General features: G+C 37.9%; 16 protein-coding genes. 3 read left to right on the top strand and 13 right to left on the bottom strand.

Going from position 1 to position 15,909, the window contains the following annotated elements:
- Positions 1-25: 25 nt before the first annotated feature.
- The 7 genes from grpE to gpr form a co-directional block, all read right to left on the bottom strand.
- Positions 26-631, bottom strand: a complete 606-nt coding sequence (gene grpE, locus R4Z09_RS06695) for a nucleotide exchange factor GrpE (protein ID WP_338451563.1) — start codon at positions 629-631, stop codon at positions 26-28.
- A 125-nt stretch (positions 632-756) separates the two neighbouring features.
- Positions 757-1,788 (bottom strand): heat-inducible transcriptional repressor HrcA, encoded by a 1,032-nt coding sequence (hrcA, locus tag R4Z09_RS06690; protein WP_338451562.1) that lies wholly within the window; start codon positions 1,786-1,788, stop codon positions 757-759.
- Positions 1,789-1,915: 127 nt separating this feature from the next.
- Positions 1,916-3,052, bottom strand: a complete 1,137-nt coding sequence (hemW, locus tag R4Z09_RS06685) for a radical SAM family heme chaperone HemW (RefSeq protein ID WP_338451561.1) — start codon at positions 3,050-3,052, stop codon at positions 1,916-1,918.
- A gap of 107 nt (positions 3,053-3,159) precedes the next feature.
- Entirely contained in the window at positions 3,160-4,998 is a 1,839-nt protein-coding gene (gene lepA / locus R4Z09_RS06680; protein WP_338451560.1) for a translation elongation factor 4, read from the bottom strand.
- Between the two features lie 111 nt (positions 4,999-5,109).
- A complete protein-coding gene (locus tag R4Z09_RS06675; RefSeq protein WP_338451559.1) occupies positions 5,110-5,457 on the bottom strand; it encodes a YqxA family protein in 348 nt (115 codons plus the stop codon).
- A gap of 17 nt (positions 5,458-5,474) precedes the next feature.
- Positions 5,475-6,677 (bottom strand): stage II sporulation protein P, encoded by a 1,203-nt coding sequence (gene spoIIP, locus R4Z09_RS06670; RefSeq protein ID WP_338451558.1) that lies wholly within the window; start codon positions 6,675-6,677, stop codon positions 5,475-5,477.
- 285 nt (positions 6,678-6,962) lie between these two features.
- Positions 6,963-8,081: a GPR endopeptidase gene (gene gpr / locus R4Z09_RS06665; RefSeq protein WP_338451557.1), complete on the bottom strand. Its 1,119-nt coding sequence runs from the start codon at positions 8,079-8,081 to the stop codon at positions 6,963-6,965.
- A 245-nt stretch (positions 8,082-8,326) separates the two neighbouring features.
- Between gpr and rpsT the strand changes: the two genes are divergently transcribed.
- Positions 8,327-8,593 (top strand): 30S ribosomal protein S20, encoded by a 267-nt coding sequence (rpsT, locus tag R4Z09_RS06660; protein ID WP_338451556.1) that lies wholly within the window; start codon positions 8,327-8,329, stop codon positions 8,591-8,593.
- A 48-nt stretch (positions 8,594-8,641) separates the two neighbouring features.
- Here the strand turns inward: rpsT and holA are convergent, their stop codons facing one another.
- Positions 8,642-9,655: a DNA polymerase III subunit delta gene (gene holA, locus R4Z09_RS06655; RefSeq protein WP_338451555.1), complete on the bottom strand. Its 1,014-nt coding sequence runs from the start codon at positions 9,653-9,655 to the stop codon at positions 8,642-8,644.
- Between the two features lie 305 nt (positions 9,656-9,960).
- Between holA and R4Z09_RS06650 the strand changes: the two genes are divergently transcribed.
- On the top strand, positions 9,961-10,095 hold the full coding sequence (locus tag R4Z09_RS06650; protein ID WP_338451554.1) for a YqzM family protein: 135 nt from the start codon (positions 9,961-9,963) through the stop codon (positions 10,093-10,095).
- A gap of 60 nt (positions 10,096-10,155) precedes the next feature.
- Here the strand turns inward: R4Z09_RS06650 and R4Z09_RS06645 are convergent, their stop codons facing one another.
- The 3 genes from R4Z09_RS06645 to R4Z09_RS06635 all read right to left on the bottom strand — a co-directional run bounded on the left by R4Z09_RS06645 (position 10,156) and on the right by R4Z09_RS06635 (position 13,722).
- Positions 10,156-12,477, bottom strand: a complete 2,322-nt coding sequence (locus tag R4Z09_RS06645; RefSeq protein ID WP_338451553.1) for a DNA internalization-related competence protein ComEC/Rec2 — start codon at positions 12,475-12,477, stop codon at positions 10,156-10,158.
- Between the two features lie 94 nt (positions 12,478-12,571).
- Positions 12,572-13,000, bottom strand: coding sequence for a cytidine/deoxycytidylate deaminase family protein (locus tag R4Z09_RS06640; protein WP_338451552.1), 429 nt, complete (start codon positions 12,998-13,000; stop codon positions 12,572-12,574).
- A 71-nt stretch (positions 13,001-13,071) separates the two neighbouring features.
- Positions 13,072-13,722 (bottom strand): helix-hairpin-helix domain-containing protein, encoded by a 651-nt coding sequence (locus R4Z09_RS06635; RefSeq protein WP_338451551.1) that lies wholly within the window; start codon positions 13,720-13,722, stop codon positions 13,072-13,074.
- 111 nt (positions 13,723-13,833) lie between these two features.
- Here R4Z09_RS06635 and comER point away from each other — a divergent pair, with 111 nt between their 5' ends.
- Complete coding sequence (gene comER / locus R4Z09_RS06630) at positions 13,834-14,658, top strand: late competence protein ComER (protein WP_338451550.1); 825 nt, start codon at positions 13,834-13,836, stop codon at positions 14,656-14,658.
- A gap of 138 nt (positions 14,659-14,796) precedes the next feature.
- On the opposite strand, the gene R4Z09_RS06625 is transcribed toward comER, so the two are convergent.
- Together R4Z09_RS06625 and rsfS are read right to left on the bottom strand one after the other, a co-directional pair.
- Positions 14,797-15,552: a class I SAM-dependent methyltransferase gene (locus R4Z09_RS06625; RefSeq protein ID WP_338451549.1), complete on the bottom strand. Its 756-nt coding sequence runs from the start codon at positions 15,550-15,552 to the stop codon at positions 14,797-14,799.
- Positions 15,549-15,905: a ribosome silencing factor gene (gene rsfS / locus R4Z09_RS06620; protein WP_338451548.1), complete on the bottom strand. Its 357-nt coding sequence runs from the start codon at positions 15,903-15,905 to the stop codon at positions 15,549-15,551. The genes R4Z09_RS06625 and rsfS overlap by 4 nt, the downstream gene beginning before the upstream one ends.
- Positions 15,906-15,909 lie beyond the last annotated feature (4 nt).

Genomic DNA, 15,909 nt, shown 5'->3' with positions numbered 1-15,909 from the left:
CCTTTCCTCCCAATCGATATGTAGGTTACTGATTTACTTTAACCATTGAAGGACGGATCACCCTGTCCTTTAAAATATAACCTTTTTGAAATTCGTCCACTACAATGTTAGAACCAAAGTTTTCATCTTCCACTTGCATAACAGCTTGATGAAGGTGAGGATCAAACTCTTTTCCAACCGCTTCTATATGCTCAGCACCTGCACTTTTAAGAGCATCAAGCAAACTTCTGTAGACCATTTCCATCCCTTGTAATAACGATTTAGCCTGTTCATTATCTGCTTCCATGCTAAGCGCTCTTTCGAAATTATCGATAGCAGGCAATAAATCAGTTATCAAGCTTTGAGCTTTATATTTTTCACTCGCCTCAAGATCAAGCCTTGCACGGCGACGAGCATTTTCAAAGTCTGCTTGCATACGAAGAATTCGATTTTCCGCTTCCTCCAGTTTCGTCTGCAACTGAGCATTTTGCTTTTTCAGTTCATCAAGTTCTGTTTGCAAAAGCTGTTCACTATTATCTTCTTCTTTCGGAGGCTCTTCAGCAAAAACCTCTTCAACTGCTTCAACATCAGCTGAATTGTCAGCAGTTTTTACAGTTGATTCTTCTTGATTTAATTCTTTTTCTGACACCATTGTCACCTCCCTTAAATGATATGCGAGAACAATTTGTCACGCGCATTTATCTTTAATATTTATATAGGATAACATATTGAAAGGGATGGAAATGGTTTCTTCCACCCTTAACAATATTTCCACGTCTATTTCATTTGATACAGCTTAGTTAAGACGGCAGATAAGTCATGGGATAATAATTGCATTAAACTAATAACCCTGGAATATTCCATTCTTGTCGGTCCAAGAATAGCAATGGAGCCCAACTGTTCTTTTCCGATAGAATAGGAAGCTGTTATAAAGCTGCAATCCTCCAAAGCCGAGTTTACATTTTCACGGCCGATTTTTACATGAATTCCACGTGGGTTCTTACGAATAATGTCATAAAAATCTGTTTCCTGCTCAATTAAATCAAGCAGATTGCGAACCTTCTCAATATCATGAAACTCTGGCTGGCTTAACATATTCGTTTTCCCGCTGAAGAATAGCTTTTCATTATGTGAAACCTGAAGAGAATCACCAATGATATTCAGCATAATATCATAGTTTTCAATGTGCTGGCGAAGCAGGTCGGCGACTTCCTTGAACAATTTATTATTTAAGCTGTCCAGCGGCACTCCTGCCAAGCGCTCATTTAAAATATTCACAGTTTTCTCAAGATCACTGGCATTCATCGCTTCAGGTAATTGGAATATTTTATTTTCCACATGACCTGTATCTGTAACAATAATGGCCACTGCTGTATCTTGGTTCAATGGTATAATTTGAATTCTACGCAATTTATTTTCCCTTACAGCAGGCCCAAGCACAATAGCAGTATAATTTGTGAGATCAGATAAGATTTTCGCTGATTTTTGCACGATTTTTTCCATTTCATATATGCGTTCGGCAAAAATCGACTTTACTTTATGGATATCTTGAAAATTTAATTTCTGCGGTGAAAGTAAATGATCGACATAATATCGATATCCTTGTTCAGACGGTATTCTACCGGAAGATGTATGAGTTTTTTCAATAAATCCCAGTTCTTCTAAATCTGCCATTTCATTACGGATTGTGGCAGAACTGAAAGATATCTCATCCTTTTTTGCCAAGCTTCTAGATCCAACCGGTTGGGCGTATTGGATGAAATCATCAACGATCACTTGCAGAATAAGCAGCTGTCGATCCGTTAACATATTCATCACCTCTGTTAGCACTCATGATTACCGAGTGCTAAATCTAATATTAAAATATCAAATGTAGGGCCAGAATGTCAATATAAATACAACCATGAAATGATGTATGAAATCGCTTTTTTACCTTCTAATTTAATAAAAACGCTTGAAATACCTCATTCCCTAAAAATAAGCCTTTTTTTGTTAGCGATATATATTCATCTTTTACAAGAATTAATTCTTTCTTCACCAATTCATTTATTACATCTTCAAAAATGACATGCGGGCTCTTACCAAATTTTTCAATAAAGTGCTCAATGGAAACACCTTTTATTTTTCGTAAGCCAAGAAACATTTCTTCTTCCCACATTTCTTTTTCACTTAATTTAGACTCATCCATTATAGGAAATTGATGGTTTTCAAGTGGAGTCATATATTTTTTTAATGGGCCGTAATTGGAGCGGCGCACCCCATTTATATAACTATGAGCACCTGCGCCAAAACCATAGTAATGCTCATTATTCCAATAGGTTAAATTATGACGGCTTTCGTATCCCTTTTTCGAAAAGTTACTGATTTCATATTGCTGATATCCGTGCTTCTCCATTTGATTCATTAGCAGGTCATACATTGCCGCTTCGTCATCTTCATCAGGAAGCGGCAGCTTCCCTTTATTATGCAATTGATAAAAGATCGTTTTTGGTTCAATAATGAGCGAGTACCCTGAAAAGTGGGTTGTTTCCAATAAAAATGAAGCCTCTATTGTTTGATTAAAATCCTCAATTGTTTGACCTGGTAATCCATATATTAAATCTATGCTAATATTATGGAACCCAATTCTTTTTGCTGCTTCAACTGAACGAAATACATCTTCAGCTTTATGAGTCCTGCCTATCCTTTTGAGAAGCTCATCATTAAATGACTGAACACCGAAACTGAGTCGATTTACTCCTAAATCAAAAAGAACCTTTAGTTTATCCTCTGTTAAATCGCCAGGATTAGCCTCAAAGGTATATTCTGCTTCATTAGTGAAAGGTAAATGATGCTGAATCATACTGCATAATCTTTCAAGCTGTTTTTCGCTTAAAGCTGTTGGAGTTCCCCCGCCGACAAAGATGGAATTTAAGGACTTTGTTGGTGTCTTTGATAGCGTCAGTTTTATTTCTTTTTCAAGTGCTGATAAGTAGTCGTCTACAGGCTGTCCTTTTAAAAATACCTTATTAAAATCACAATAATGACAAATGTGCTCACAAAAAGGAATATGGACATAGGCAGCATGAATCATAATGTTCCCTCCATATCATATGAAAAAGAGGCTAAGCTGCTCTTAACCTAGAGAAGAACAGCTAACCTCTTTTTCCGTATATGCTGTTTATTTAACCTTGCAAGAAGTTATTTCTTTGGATTGTTACCATCATCCATTTTCAGTACTGCCATAAAGGCCTCCTGCGGAACTTCAACAGATCCAACTTGCTTCATGCGTTTTTTCCCTTCTTTTTGCTTTTCTAAAAGCTTACGTTTACGGGAAATATCTCCACCATAACATTTTGCCAGGACGTTTTTACCAATTGATTTGATGTTTGTTCTGGCAATAATTTTCTGTCCAACTGCAGCTTGAACCGGTACTTCAAACTGCTGACGCGGGATTAGTTCCTTCAGCTTCTCGACAATAACCTTCCCACGGTCATAAGCAAAGTCTTTATGAACGATGAAGCTTAATGCATCAACTTTTTCACCATTTAAAAGGATGTCCATTTTAACAAGCTTAGACGGTTTATAGCCAATTAATTCATAATCAAACGAAGCATATCCCTTTGTACTTGATTTTAGCTGATCAAAGAAATCATAAACAATTTCAGAAAGCGGGATTTCATAGATGATAGCAACACGGGATTCATCCATATACTCCATATTCATGAAGTTGCCTCGCTTACCTTGACAAAGTTCCATAATTGTACCAACATAATCATTTGGTGCCATCATGGTAGCTTTAACATACGGCTCTTCAATTCTGTCAATTTTTTGCGGCTCCGGCATTTCAGATGGATTACTTACCTTTACATTTGAACCGTCTGTCATAATCACTTCGTATATAACACTTGGAGCAGTTGTAATTAAGTCAATTTTAAACTCACGTTCAATCCGTTCTTGAATAATTTCCATATGCAAGAGTCCTAAAAACCCACAGCGGAATCCAAAGCCAAGTGCCTGTGACGTTTCCGGTTCAAATTGAAGCGCTGAATCATTTAATTGAAGCTTTTCAAGTGCTTCACGCAAATCATTAAAGCGGGCATTATCGATCGGGTATAATCCGCAATATACCATTGGGTTTAGCTTTCTGTACCCTGGTAATGACTCAGTTGCCCCATTTTTTGCATTTGTAATCGTATCCCCGACTCGAGTGTCACCAACATTTTTAATAGAGGCTGCCAAATATCCGACATCACCAACTGTCAATTCATCAACAGCACACGCTCGTGGATTGTAAACACCAACCTCTGTTACTTCAAACTCTTTGTTGGTTGCCATCATTCTGATTTTGTCGCCGACTTTGACAGTACCGTCAACGACACGAATATAAACAACAACCCCACGATACGCATCATATAAAGAATCAAAAATAAGTGCCTTTAGAGGAGCTTCTGGATCCCCACTTGGTGCAGGCACTTTTTCTACTATTTGTTCAAGAATTTCTTCAATACCAATGCCTGCTTTTGCAGACGCTAGTACCGCCTCAGATGCATCAAGTCCAATTACATCTTCAATTTCCTGTCTAACCCGCTCAGGATCTGCACTTGGTAAATCAATTTTATTGATGACCGGGACAATTTCTAAATCATTATCTAGCGCTAAATAAACATTTGCTAACGTTTGCGCTTCGATTCCCTGCGCTGCATCTACTACAAGCACAGCACCTTCACATGCTGCAAGACTGCGGGACACTTCATAAGTAAAGTCTACATGTCCAGGAGTGTCTATTAAATGAAAGGTATAAATTTCTCCATCCTTTGCTTGGTATTTAAGCTGGACGGAATTTAGTTTAATCGTAATTCCTCTTTCTCTTTCCAAATCCATAGAATCAAGGAGCTGATCCTTCATTTCACGTTTCGTTAGTGCATTCGTTTTTTCTAAAATTCGATCTGCTAATGTCGATTTCCCATGGTCGATATGAGCGATGATGGAAAAATTACGAATTTTTTCTTGCCTTTTTAGTCTATCTTCTCTGTTCATATCGTTCACTCCTACTATACTTCCACATTTACACTATTTTTGATTATAACAGCAGGATAACGAAGATTCAATGATGGTCTTGCACTCTATTAATTGATTGTTTCCGCTTGATTATTTCTCACCTGTAATAAGACCGGTTAGTAGTTGAATGATTTTTTCCGTTACATGTGAAAGAGCATCTGCTAGACTTTTTCCTAATGAAGAGAAAAAATTAAAAGCTTTCATTTCTTCCAGCTCTTTTTTCTTTTGCTCTAAATCATGACTAGAGACATCATTTCCAAGAATGGATGCCTCTAATTCACCGTCACCGCTTTCCTCAAGTGTAAAAGCTCCTTTGAATTGATCATTAGAATATCCCTTCATATGCTGGATTCCGACATTAGCCTGCTGCATTCCGAATAAAACGGAAACAAACATCAGAGCTGCTATCAGCATCGATTTTAGCATAAACATTTTCATAACCGGTCACTCTCTTTCTAGCCTTCATTTGCTGGACTTTGATTCGATCCATCAACCTTTTCTGCCTGCCAGTAATATTCACTAATGACATCAGCCAACACTACAGCTGAATTATTTAGTTCCTCAAAGGTATTATCGACACCGCCAATTTCTACGAGAATAGCCTTCTCAGATAAGTCCTGATTAAACTTTCCATTTGTTCCGGCACCTTTTTTTGTAAATACGCCTCTGCTTAAACCATTATATTTTTGATCAAGCATGCCTTGGAGTTCATTAGCAAAAGCACGATTTTTTTCGTAATTTGCATGTTCTCCGCCGATAATAAAAGCCAGCTTTGCATACGACTTTCCATTAAGCTCAATGGTCGTATCCTTTTTTCTGCGGGAATCTCGATGAATATCAATTAAATACGTTAAATCACGGTTCCCTGTAACAGCCGCCTCCACAATGGCTCTAGATTCCTGATAGGATTGTGCATAGGTTAACCCTTTACTAGATAAATTTGCCTGTACGTCTGTTTTATCGACCACGGTACCAATTCCTCTTGCCTCCAGCTCTTCTTTAAGCTTATCCCCAATATTGGTCACATTTAATTGAGAATGAAAAGCCAAATTCGGGTCTGTAACACCTTTTAAGTGCGGCAGAAAGGATTCGCGATTATGAGTAAAGTACACATAGACTACTTTCCTGTCTCCGGTGGTATGAGGAGGTGCATCCGGTTCATTCCCGGACTGTCCGCCAATCCCTTCTGTATTCTGCAAAGCAGCTTCCTTCTCAGCCTGCAGTACTTCGAGCGGCGGCCCTGATTCTATCGGCATATTTGTATAATTAGTACCTTCACCGGCTACTAGTATTTCTGTATCAAATAAATAGAAGGCCGGAAGTTCTCTTCCTAGTAAACTTCGAGGGTCATCAAGGTTCACATTGGTTGAAAGCTTGAAAAGGTATTGAGTTAGCTTGGGAGTTGGACTGGAATCCGGTAATCCTTGCAAGAAATAATGATTTTCCCAGCCAATTAAATGATAGAGCATATCCCCTGTTATATTCGTTGCAGCAGAATGGACAGATGATGATGCCGGCCGGTACTCTGGTTTTAATGCCGTTAACAAACCGCTAATCACAAAAATCAATAGAAGAAACCCTGCGAAGCCGATTATCACTTTTAATAAACTAGTCCCTTTAACGGTAACCACCATCTGGTCTGATTTTACAAATTTCACTTGTTCCACCTCTTCCAAGCAAGTCTACTAATTCATATGTACTTGCTAGAAAAGGTAGAACGAAAATTTATGAGCGGAAGCGCCTTGTCCAGCCCCGACAAGCTTAAGACGGGGTGACATGAAGGTTGTTCTTTAACCTTCTTGTCGCCACGGCTTAAGACCTCGAGGGGCTAGGCGCTGCAGCTTGATAGCACCATGAAAGCAGAAGTATTTTGTGTTGAAAATTGACTAAAAACCGCCACATTTTGTGGCGGTTGGTGTTTAATATTGAGAACTGAAAACCCTTTATCTCGTATAGAAGCCTGCATTTCCTTGGTCGATTGAGCTATGTAGACTGGCATTCAGTCCATTTGCCAATAAGTTAGCCATATCCTCAATAAACACATCCACCTCTTTTGGTGTCACCATCAGATTATGACCTAGAGGTGCCAATACCTCATAGATTAATTTCCGCTTTTCTTCATCTTCCAATGTTCCAACCATTCCTAAAAAGGTTTTTCGCTGCTGCTCCTCAGGTAAATCTTCCTCTGTCAGCTTCTTACGTTTTCCAAATGTCATACCCGCTGGTGCTAATGCACGTGATGGACGGTTCCCTTCACGGAGCTCTTTACCAAAATGTTTTAGAATAAAATCAATCGTATCACTTGTAATCGATACAGCATCTACAACGGTGGGAACACCAATAGCAAAAGTTGGAATTCCTAACGTTTCTTTACTTAACTCCTTACGTTTATTTCCTACCCCTGATCCGGGATGGATACCCGTATCAGAGATTTGAATCGTAGAATTCACTCTTTCAATTGATCTTGATGCTAATGCATCAATGGCAATAACAAAATCAGGTTTCGTCTTTTCCACCACACCAAAAATAATATCGCTTGTTTCGATCCCGGTCAGTCCCATAACACCTGGAGCAATAGCACTAACAGGGCGAAATCCCTCTTCCACACTTTCTGGTTGGAGCTGATAGAGATGCCTTGTAACGAGAACATTTTCACACACCTGCGGTCCTAAAGCATCAGGTGTAACATTCCAGTTACCAAGTCCAACAATCAAACAGGAGGCGTCCTCCTTAATCCCGCTTTGCTTTAGAAAATGCGAGAATTCTCTTGCAAAAACTTCCTCTACCTTTTTTTGCAGTTCCGTATCACTTTGTCGAATTCCTACCACTTCGATTGTTAAATACTTTCCTTCTTTTTTACCTATTACCTTCTCGCCTTCCTCGGTAACCTCAACAAGGGAAATTTTTATATCATTTTCTTCTTTTTCCTTAATAATAACGCCTTTTATTTGGGAAAGATTCTCTTGTTCACTGACATTTTTTTCACTAAGGACCATCTCCCTGGCTTCAATGGCAAGATCTGTACGAACAGAATATTGACTTAAATCAATAGATTCATTCAAAACAATCCCCCCTAATCATTTATTTATTATCTTTACCGAAAAAATGGAAATCATTCAAAATACATTTACTAATGACTCAAAGTTGGGCAATAACATTATTTAGCAGGAAGGAAACTATCGCAAAATATATTAGGAGTATTGCATTCTTAACCTGTATTTGATAAAATATCTTTTGTTGCAAATGGGTTATTGAATGTAAAATCGAGTTCATATAATCTCGATGCTTTTCTTAGGAGGTGAACCGAATGCCAAATATTAAATCTGCAATCAAACGTGTAAAAACAACTGAAAAAAGAAATGCGCAAAACAATATGGTTAAATCTGATATGCGTACTGCTGTGAAAAAGGTTGAAGCAGCAGTTGTGAATAACGATGCTACTGCAGCAACAGGCACTTACGCAGATGCTGCACGTAAGTTAGACAAAGCAGCTGCTAAAGGTCTTATCCATAAAAATGCTGCTGCGAGAAAGAAATCTCGTTTAATGAAAAAGATGAACTCTTTAAATGCATAATTGAAATAAAAAGGCTGTTCCCCCTTGGGGACAGCTTTTTTATTTCAATTATTTTAACTTAAGCAAAAACAATTCGATCAACAATTCTTTATTCATTTTTCCTGTTTTCATTTGGTAATCCGCTTCCGCCAATTGTTTCATAATCCGGGTTAGTTCTTCTTCAGAAAACCTTTGTGCCTGGCCTGCTGCCAGTTTCACGCGGAAAGGATGGATTTTAATATGAGTGGCAATCTGTTTTTGTCCATAACCCCGTTTTGCCAATTCCTTTACTTGATAAATCAAGCGGAATTGGTTTGTAATAACAGCCAAAATTTTAATCGGTTCTTCATTCAGTTTTAATAGATCATAATAAATCCGTAAAGCATCTTCAATTTTTCGCGAGACTATTTTATCTACTAACGTAAAGATATTCTGCTCTAAAGAACGCGCAACAAGGAGATCAACCGTCTTCGCATCAATGGTTAAGCCTTTCCCGATGTATAATGAGATCTTATCTATTTCGCTTGTAAGCATAAATAAATTTGTCCCGACAAGTGTCAACATCAGTTCTATTGCCTCAGGCTCGATCGTCACTCCATTATATTCAGCTCTTGAACGAATCCAATTTTTTAGTTCAGCCTCGGATAATTTATTTGCTTCAAACGTAACAGCGCTCTTCTTAAGTTCTTTCGTCAGCTTTTTTCGTTCATCCAATTTTTCATAAGGTGCTACAAATACAACAATCGAATATGGTGCAGGCTCTTTAATATATGCCTCAAGCCTTGCCAGATTATGTTCAACCTTTTCCTTTGTCTTCTCAGCTGTTAAAAACTGCGGATTATGTAAAAAAATCAGCTTTCTATCACCCATAAATGGAAATGTTTCAGCATCTTCAATTGCTAGTTCAACTGGTGTTTCACTAAGGTCATAAGTGGATAAATTAAATTCCGCCTCGTCTTCATGAAGCACGTGATTGATAAGAAGCTGTCTTGTTTCATTAATGAGAAAGGACTCTTTCCCAAATAATAAATAAACAAGAGCAAACTCTTTTCTTTTTATTGACTTCCATAATTCAAATATCATCTTCCTCGCTCCGATCAAATACGTCTTTCGTTTATATCTATCGTAAAGAAGACGAGGGGATTTGACAAGTAATCCAAGGAATTGGCACTAAAGGAAAGCACCAATTCCAAATCTATAATAAACGCCAGTCATTTACGTCCTAGGTAACATAAATGCTTGACGGTATCACGTTATCTATATTTTGACCTGAAGAATTTCATATATTAATGACAACTGTTGTCAGTTAAGGAAGCGGATTCATTGAGGAGTAGATTTTTTCTTTCCAATCGCTTATACTATTATCAGAATATTAGGGGGGGAAAATTGTGAACGAATTTGAACAAAATGTACAAAGTAAACGTAATGATGCTGTCGATTCTGGGGTAGGTTTTATTGTTTCGTTTGGATTTTTCGCAACATTATTTATTATCGCAACTGTTATTCAATTTATTGGATCCTAATTTTACATAGCTTCCAATTTAGAGACTACATTCTGTAGTCTCTTTTAATTATGGTATATCCTATGGATGATGAACAGAAAAGGTGCCTGCCTCTTTTTTGAATGTGTATGTTATGGCCCCATTTAGATCTGTTCTTACAATAATTATTTTTCTTTTTTCTAATCTTTCAATTACGTCACGGTGCGGGTGGCGAAAGGAATTTTGCTCGCCTACAGAAATGACGGCTATTTTGGGTGTTATGTGGTCAAGAAATGTCTCCGTTGTTGATGATTTGCTTCCATGATGACCAACCTTCAATACATCCACTGACAACTGGGGATATTTCTCAATCAGCCTCGCTTCTCCCTCCTTTTCAAGATCACCCGTAAACAGCCAGGAAATATCACCAAGTACTGTATACAAGACAAGGGAACCATTATTAGCGCTCATAGTACTTTTCTTCGTTGGAGAAAGGATATAAAAATGGTTTTCACCTGCCTGCCAGCTGTCACCGTCATGAGCATACCGGACTGCTGTGTTTTTTCGAAGTGCTGTTTGTATCAGTTCAGCCTCTAATTCGCTCTTTTCTTTTACATCTGGCAGTACTAATTCATGAACCTGCAGCTCTTTCATAACCGCTTTTGCACCGCCTGCATGGTCTGTATCACCATGCGTCAATATCAGCTTATCAATCGTAGTTACTCCCTTACTTTTTAAAAAAGGGACGACCGTGTCCTCTCCTACTTCAAAACCATCTCTTACCTGCCATGGCTCTTTTTCAAACGGCCGATTCCCTCCCGTATCGATTAAATAATTCCCCTTACCGTATGGCAGCCTAATATAGATAGAATCTCCCTGCCCGACATCCAAAAAAGTTACCTCCCCATAAGAGGAATAGTTTGTCACGACAAATTGTCCAAAAAAGAGGAAACAAGGCAGCAAAAAAAGCAGAAATTGCCTTTTTAAAGATACTTCCTTTTCCCACAGGACAAAAAATAAGAAAAGACCCCAAACATATAAAAAAAGCAACGGCAAAGCAGGACGCCCTAAAATAATTGTATTCCATGGCAGACTGGAGATTTTCTCCGTTACTTGACTCGTAAATGAAATCAGGCTATTTAGAGGAATCAACAACGGGTTCACAAGGCTTCCGAAAAGTAAATGGAGCACAAACCCAAATAATACATACGGGAGTAAAATGAAATTAAAAAGGGGAATATAAAGCAGGTTAACAAGAAGGGTAATAATCGAGAACTCAAAAAAGAAATACAAGAGCAGCGGAGCAGTAACAACCATAGAAAGAAGTGAAGTAGACAGTAAAAGGGAAACAGAATGTTCGTACCTTTGCAGGATATATACTGATGAAATAAGTAAAGTAAAGGTCACTAAAAAGGAGAGCTGAAAACCAATGTTAAAAATAGCGAATGGAGAAACAAGCAGATAAAGAAGAAATGTCAGACTGATGACATCCAATGGATTAAAATGATTGTTTCTTCCCCATCTTTTTCCAATAAGTATCAGCATGGTCATTAGGACAGAACGGTTAACCGAAGGAGAAGCACCTGTTAAAATGCAATAGATAGGTAGACAAATGATTATAAGTAAGAGGCTTTTTTCTCTCGTAATTCCAATTCGGAGAAGCAAGTAGTTGACAATTGCTACAATAATCGCAATGTGGAGACCTGAAATAGCTAATAAATGGACAAGACCGAGGTCCCGATAATGATCCATTGTGTCAGATGAAAGCAAGTCACTGGTACCGAAAAGCAGGGCCGCAGCTAATGGTACTGTTTCCTCTGGAAAATTGGATTGTAAATACCGGATACCCTCTGCACGAATTTTTCTTAATGCAGTTAATAACGTAGAATTCTTACTACATGTATTTAAGCTTAATTGTTCAGGCTCGAGAATCCAATAGATGTGATTTTGCTTTAAATAGTTTTTATAATCGAAGGCATTTTCATTTGTAGAAACAGAAGGCTCCTTAAGTTGTCCTTCTACGTAGCAGACCATTCCGGGGGTTAATTCTTGAGTTAGTATGTGTTTCTCTTTCTCTGATTGAATCCGATATTTTACAACGAGGGTTTCTGATCTTTTCCGATCTAGCACCCTTATCGTCAGGCGATCACCATCAATTTTTCCAATTTCATGAAAGAAGAGTTCAAAACGTTGTTCTTTTCCTGTTAAATTGGATTTATTATTAGCAAGTTCCATTTCTGTTCTGATGAATAAGGCGAAAAATAAACAAATAATAACTGTCATGTGTACGAATCGATACTTCTTGTTTTTAATTAGAAAGATTAAATACAAACCAAATATAATCATTAACATAGGGAGACTCTGCAGTGAAGCCATAATCCCTAAAAAGGCAGCAGCTGCATAAAATATTCCATTATTATTCATATACCAGGACTCCTCTGATACACGGAGCGGGTTACTTTATTCCTTGATCCTTAAATATAGATAAGCAACTCCTCTCCGTACATAACAAGTAAACCTACATTTCCGTTCTCGGCAAATGTACCACTTCAATATCCTTTAAAAAAATTTCATTCCATTTATTTGGATAGGCATCTCTATAAACAATTCTAGCTATTCCTGACTGCGCAAGGGTTTTAGCGCATTTTTCACACGGTTCATGTGTTACATAAGCCGTTGCACCTTTTAGCAGGACTCTATCCGCATGTAGAACAGCATTTTCTTCTGCATGAAGTGTGCGGATACATCTTCCCTGCTCGTTAATTAAACAACCTACATCTTCACAGTGATCATGACCATGAATGGAGCCATTATAACCTGTAGATGCAATATGTTTATCCTTAACAATCACACATCCGACATGAAGCCTTGGACATGTTGAGCGTGTCCCGACCTCTTCTGCAATATCCAAAAAATAGTCATCCCAGCTTTTTCTTTTCATTGTCATGAACGTCCTTCTCCTTTAAAAAACGATATATCGTCCTTTAATTGTATCACGACTGATTCACTTGTACTATCCTAGTTAACGGTGATATACTCTTTAAGCTTTTCAAACGTTTTTTCGCCAATCCCACTGATCTCCATTAACTCCTCAATGGAACGAAAACGGCCATTTGTTTCACGATACTCCATGATTGCGGCTGCTTTCGCCGGCCCTACTCCAGGTAATGTTTCTAATTCAGTATCGGAAGCTGTATTAAGGTTAACAAGCGTTTTTCCCGATGCTGCGCCACCGGTGGTAAAACTGCTTTGTACTTCCGTTGTCGCCTGATTATCTTCACCTATCATAGGTATATATAATACCATTTCATCAACAACCCTCATCGCAAAATTAACGTTTTTTTGATCAGCTGTTTCCATCAGTCCCCCAGCTTGATTAATGACATCTTGAACACGATCTCCAGAATAGGCTTCATATACTCCAGGGGAGGTTACAGCACCTTTTACATCAATTAAAATTTTTTCCTGTTCCACCTTTGTCTCGCCTTTTTCTGAATCATTCCCCTTTTCTTCTGAAAGATCATCATTTTTACTTTGCATCCAACCATCATTTAACCCATTTTCGGATTGTTCCTTTTCCGAAGGGAAGATAAAATAAATTCCAACCGTTATGACCACCAACATGACAATCAATAAATACATTTTATTTTCTTTTAGCCAATCCTTCATGGCAACCATTCCTTTCCGCATAAAAAATAATGGTTTCTTTGAATAAGCATAAATCCAAGGCTTTACACATAGCATGATATGAGAGTGGGTCTGTAAAGGAGGGGTGGTACAATGGATGTCGGGATCATTGGAACAGGAAATATGGGGAGAATCTTAACAGAAGCATTAGTGGATGGAAAGGCCGTTTCCCCTTCCTCCATAATGATTACAAATAGAACCATTTCAAAGGCTTTTTCCATTAAACAACAATACCCGGAAATACGAATAACGAAGGACATTGAAAAGATAGGGAAAATGTGCAATTTAATTTTTATCTGCGTAAAACCACATGATGTTTATCCTGTAACAAAGAGGCTTCAACCGTATTTAACAAAGGAAAAATGCGTTATTTCCATTACAAGCCCAATTAATGTTGAACAGCTGGAATCAGTACTTCCTTGTTCAGTTGCAAGAGTCATACCGAGTATTACAAACAGGGCCCTTGCCGGTGTTACATTAGTATCCTTTGGACAAAAATGCACACATGTATGGAAAGAGTCTATTATTGAACTTTTTAATCATATTTCTACACCAATTGAGATTTCCGAGGATATTACGCGAGTTGCCTCAGATATTGTCAGTTGTGGACCCGCTTTTTTCAGTTATTTAACACAGCGTTTTATTCAGGCAGCTGTGCATGAAACAAAAATCGATCAAGATAAAGCAACTATTTTGGCGAGTGAAATGTTAATTGGACTGGGAGAATTACTTCGTCAAGGGCACTACACATTGCCTACACTGCAGAAAAAGGTTTGCGTAAAAGGAGGTATAACAGGAGAAGGAATAAAAGTCCTCGAAAATGAACTAGGTGATGTGTTTGAACACGTCTTTCAGGCAACACATTTGAAATTTGAGGATGACATAGCAGAATTAAGGAATCAATACACTATTAAATAATTCGCGAAAGTAAGAGCATTCCCTTCTAATTTTATGATTTATTCGAAGGGAATTGTAATGAATTAGAAAAGTACCTGCGAGATCTGCGGCCAAAATTTAAACATGATCGTCACCAATCACGCAGGTAGCTTTTTTGTATTAGAATGAATTCGGTTTTCTTACTGTAAAGAAAATTCTTTCCGACTCTTTTTTGGGCTTTGAATTGTGAAAATCTGCTGAAATATTAAGAAGTTCAAAGCCTATTTTTGATAGCCATTTTTCATATTGATCGATAGAGAAGGTTCGCTGCATATGAAGTTCATCGAATCGATTATACTGATCCGTATGAGGATCCAATTGAAAAAAAGTTAATTCATGTTCAACACTGTTCGGATGTTCTCCCTCAAAGCATTGCCAAATATAACTTACATCTTCTCCATTATACGCGTATGTTTGATCAATAAATAAAGAATTTATTTTATAAATCGAATGAACATCAAATAGAAACAGTCCTCCCGGCTTTAGATGTTGAAGCACCCTTTCAAAGGTCTGAATAACTTCCCCTTCTGTTTCTAAATAATTGAGTGAATCACAAAAAATGCCGATCATATCAAATGGTTCCAATTCTTCAAGCTGTGCCATATCCTGCTCGACAAAAAACAGTGAGAAACCTTTTTGAACAGCCTTTTCATTTGCAACAGCAAGCATATCCGCAGAAAGGTCAACACCTGTAACGTCATACCCTTCTTCTGCAAGCTTAATAGATAATTCTCCTGTACCACACGCTAAATCGAGCAGTTTCTTTCCTTTTATTCCATACATTAAGGCCTGTCCGTTAATAAATTGAACCCATTCTTGATAAGGGACATCCTTCATTAATTCATCATAAAGATAAGCAAACTTTCCATATGTCATTGATTGAGCTCACTCTGTATCTGTTCAATTGGCGCATCTCCCCATAGACGTTCAAGATTATAGTAGCTTCTTTCATCTCGATGGAAAATATGAGCAACCACATCACCAAGATCAACGAGAATCCATTTCGCTTCGTCAAAGCCCTCGACTCGTTTAATGGATAAACCCTTTTCCTCTACTTTTTCCTTCATTTCTCTGGCAATCGCCTGAACCTGTTTATCTGAATTCCCATGACAAATCACAAAATAATCAGCTACAAGCGAGATTCCTTTCATATTTAAAACCACAATATCCTCGGCTCTTTTATCATCGGCTGCTTTTACAGCCACCTCTAATAGTTCACGTTCGTTCATAGAA

The organism is Niallia oryzisoli, assembly GCF_036670025.1.
GTDB classification, from domain to species: Bacteria; Bacillota; Bacilli; order Bacillales; family Cytobacillaceae; genus Bacillus_BD; species Bacillus_BD oryzisoli.
Note: the sequence above shows the minus strand (reverse complement) of the source record. Positions and strands in the feature narration are given on the sequence as shown.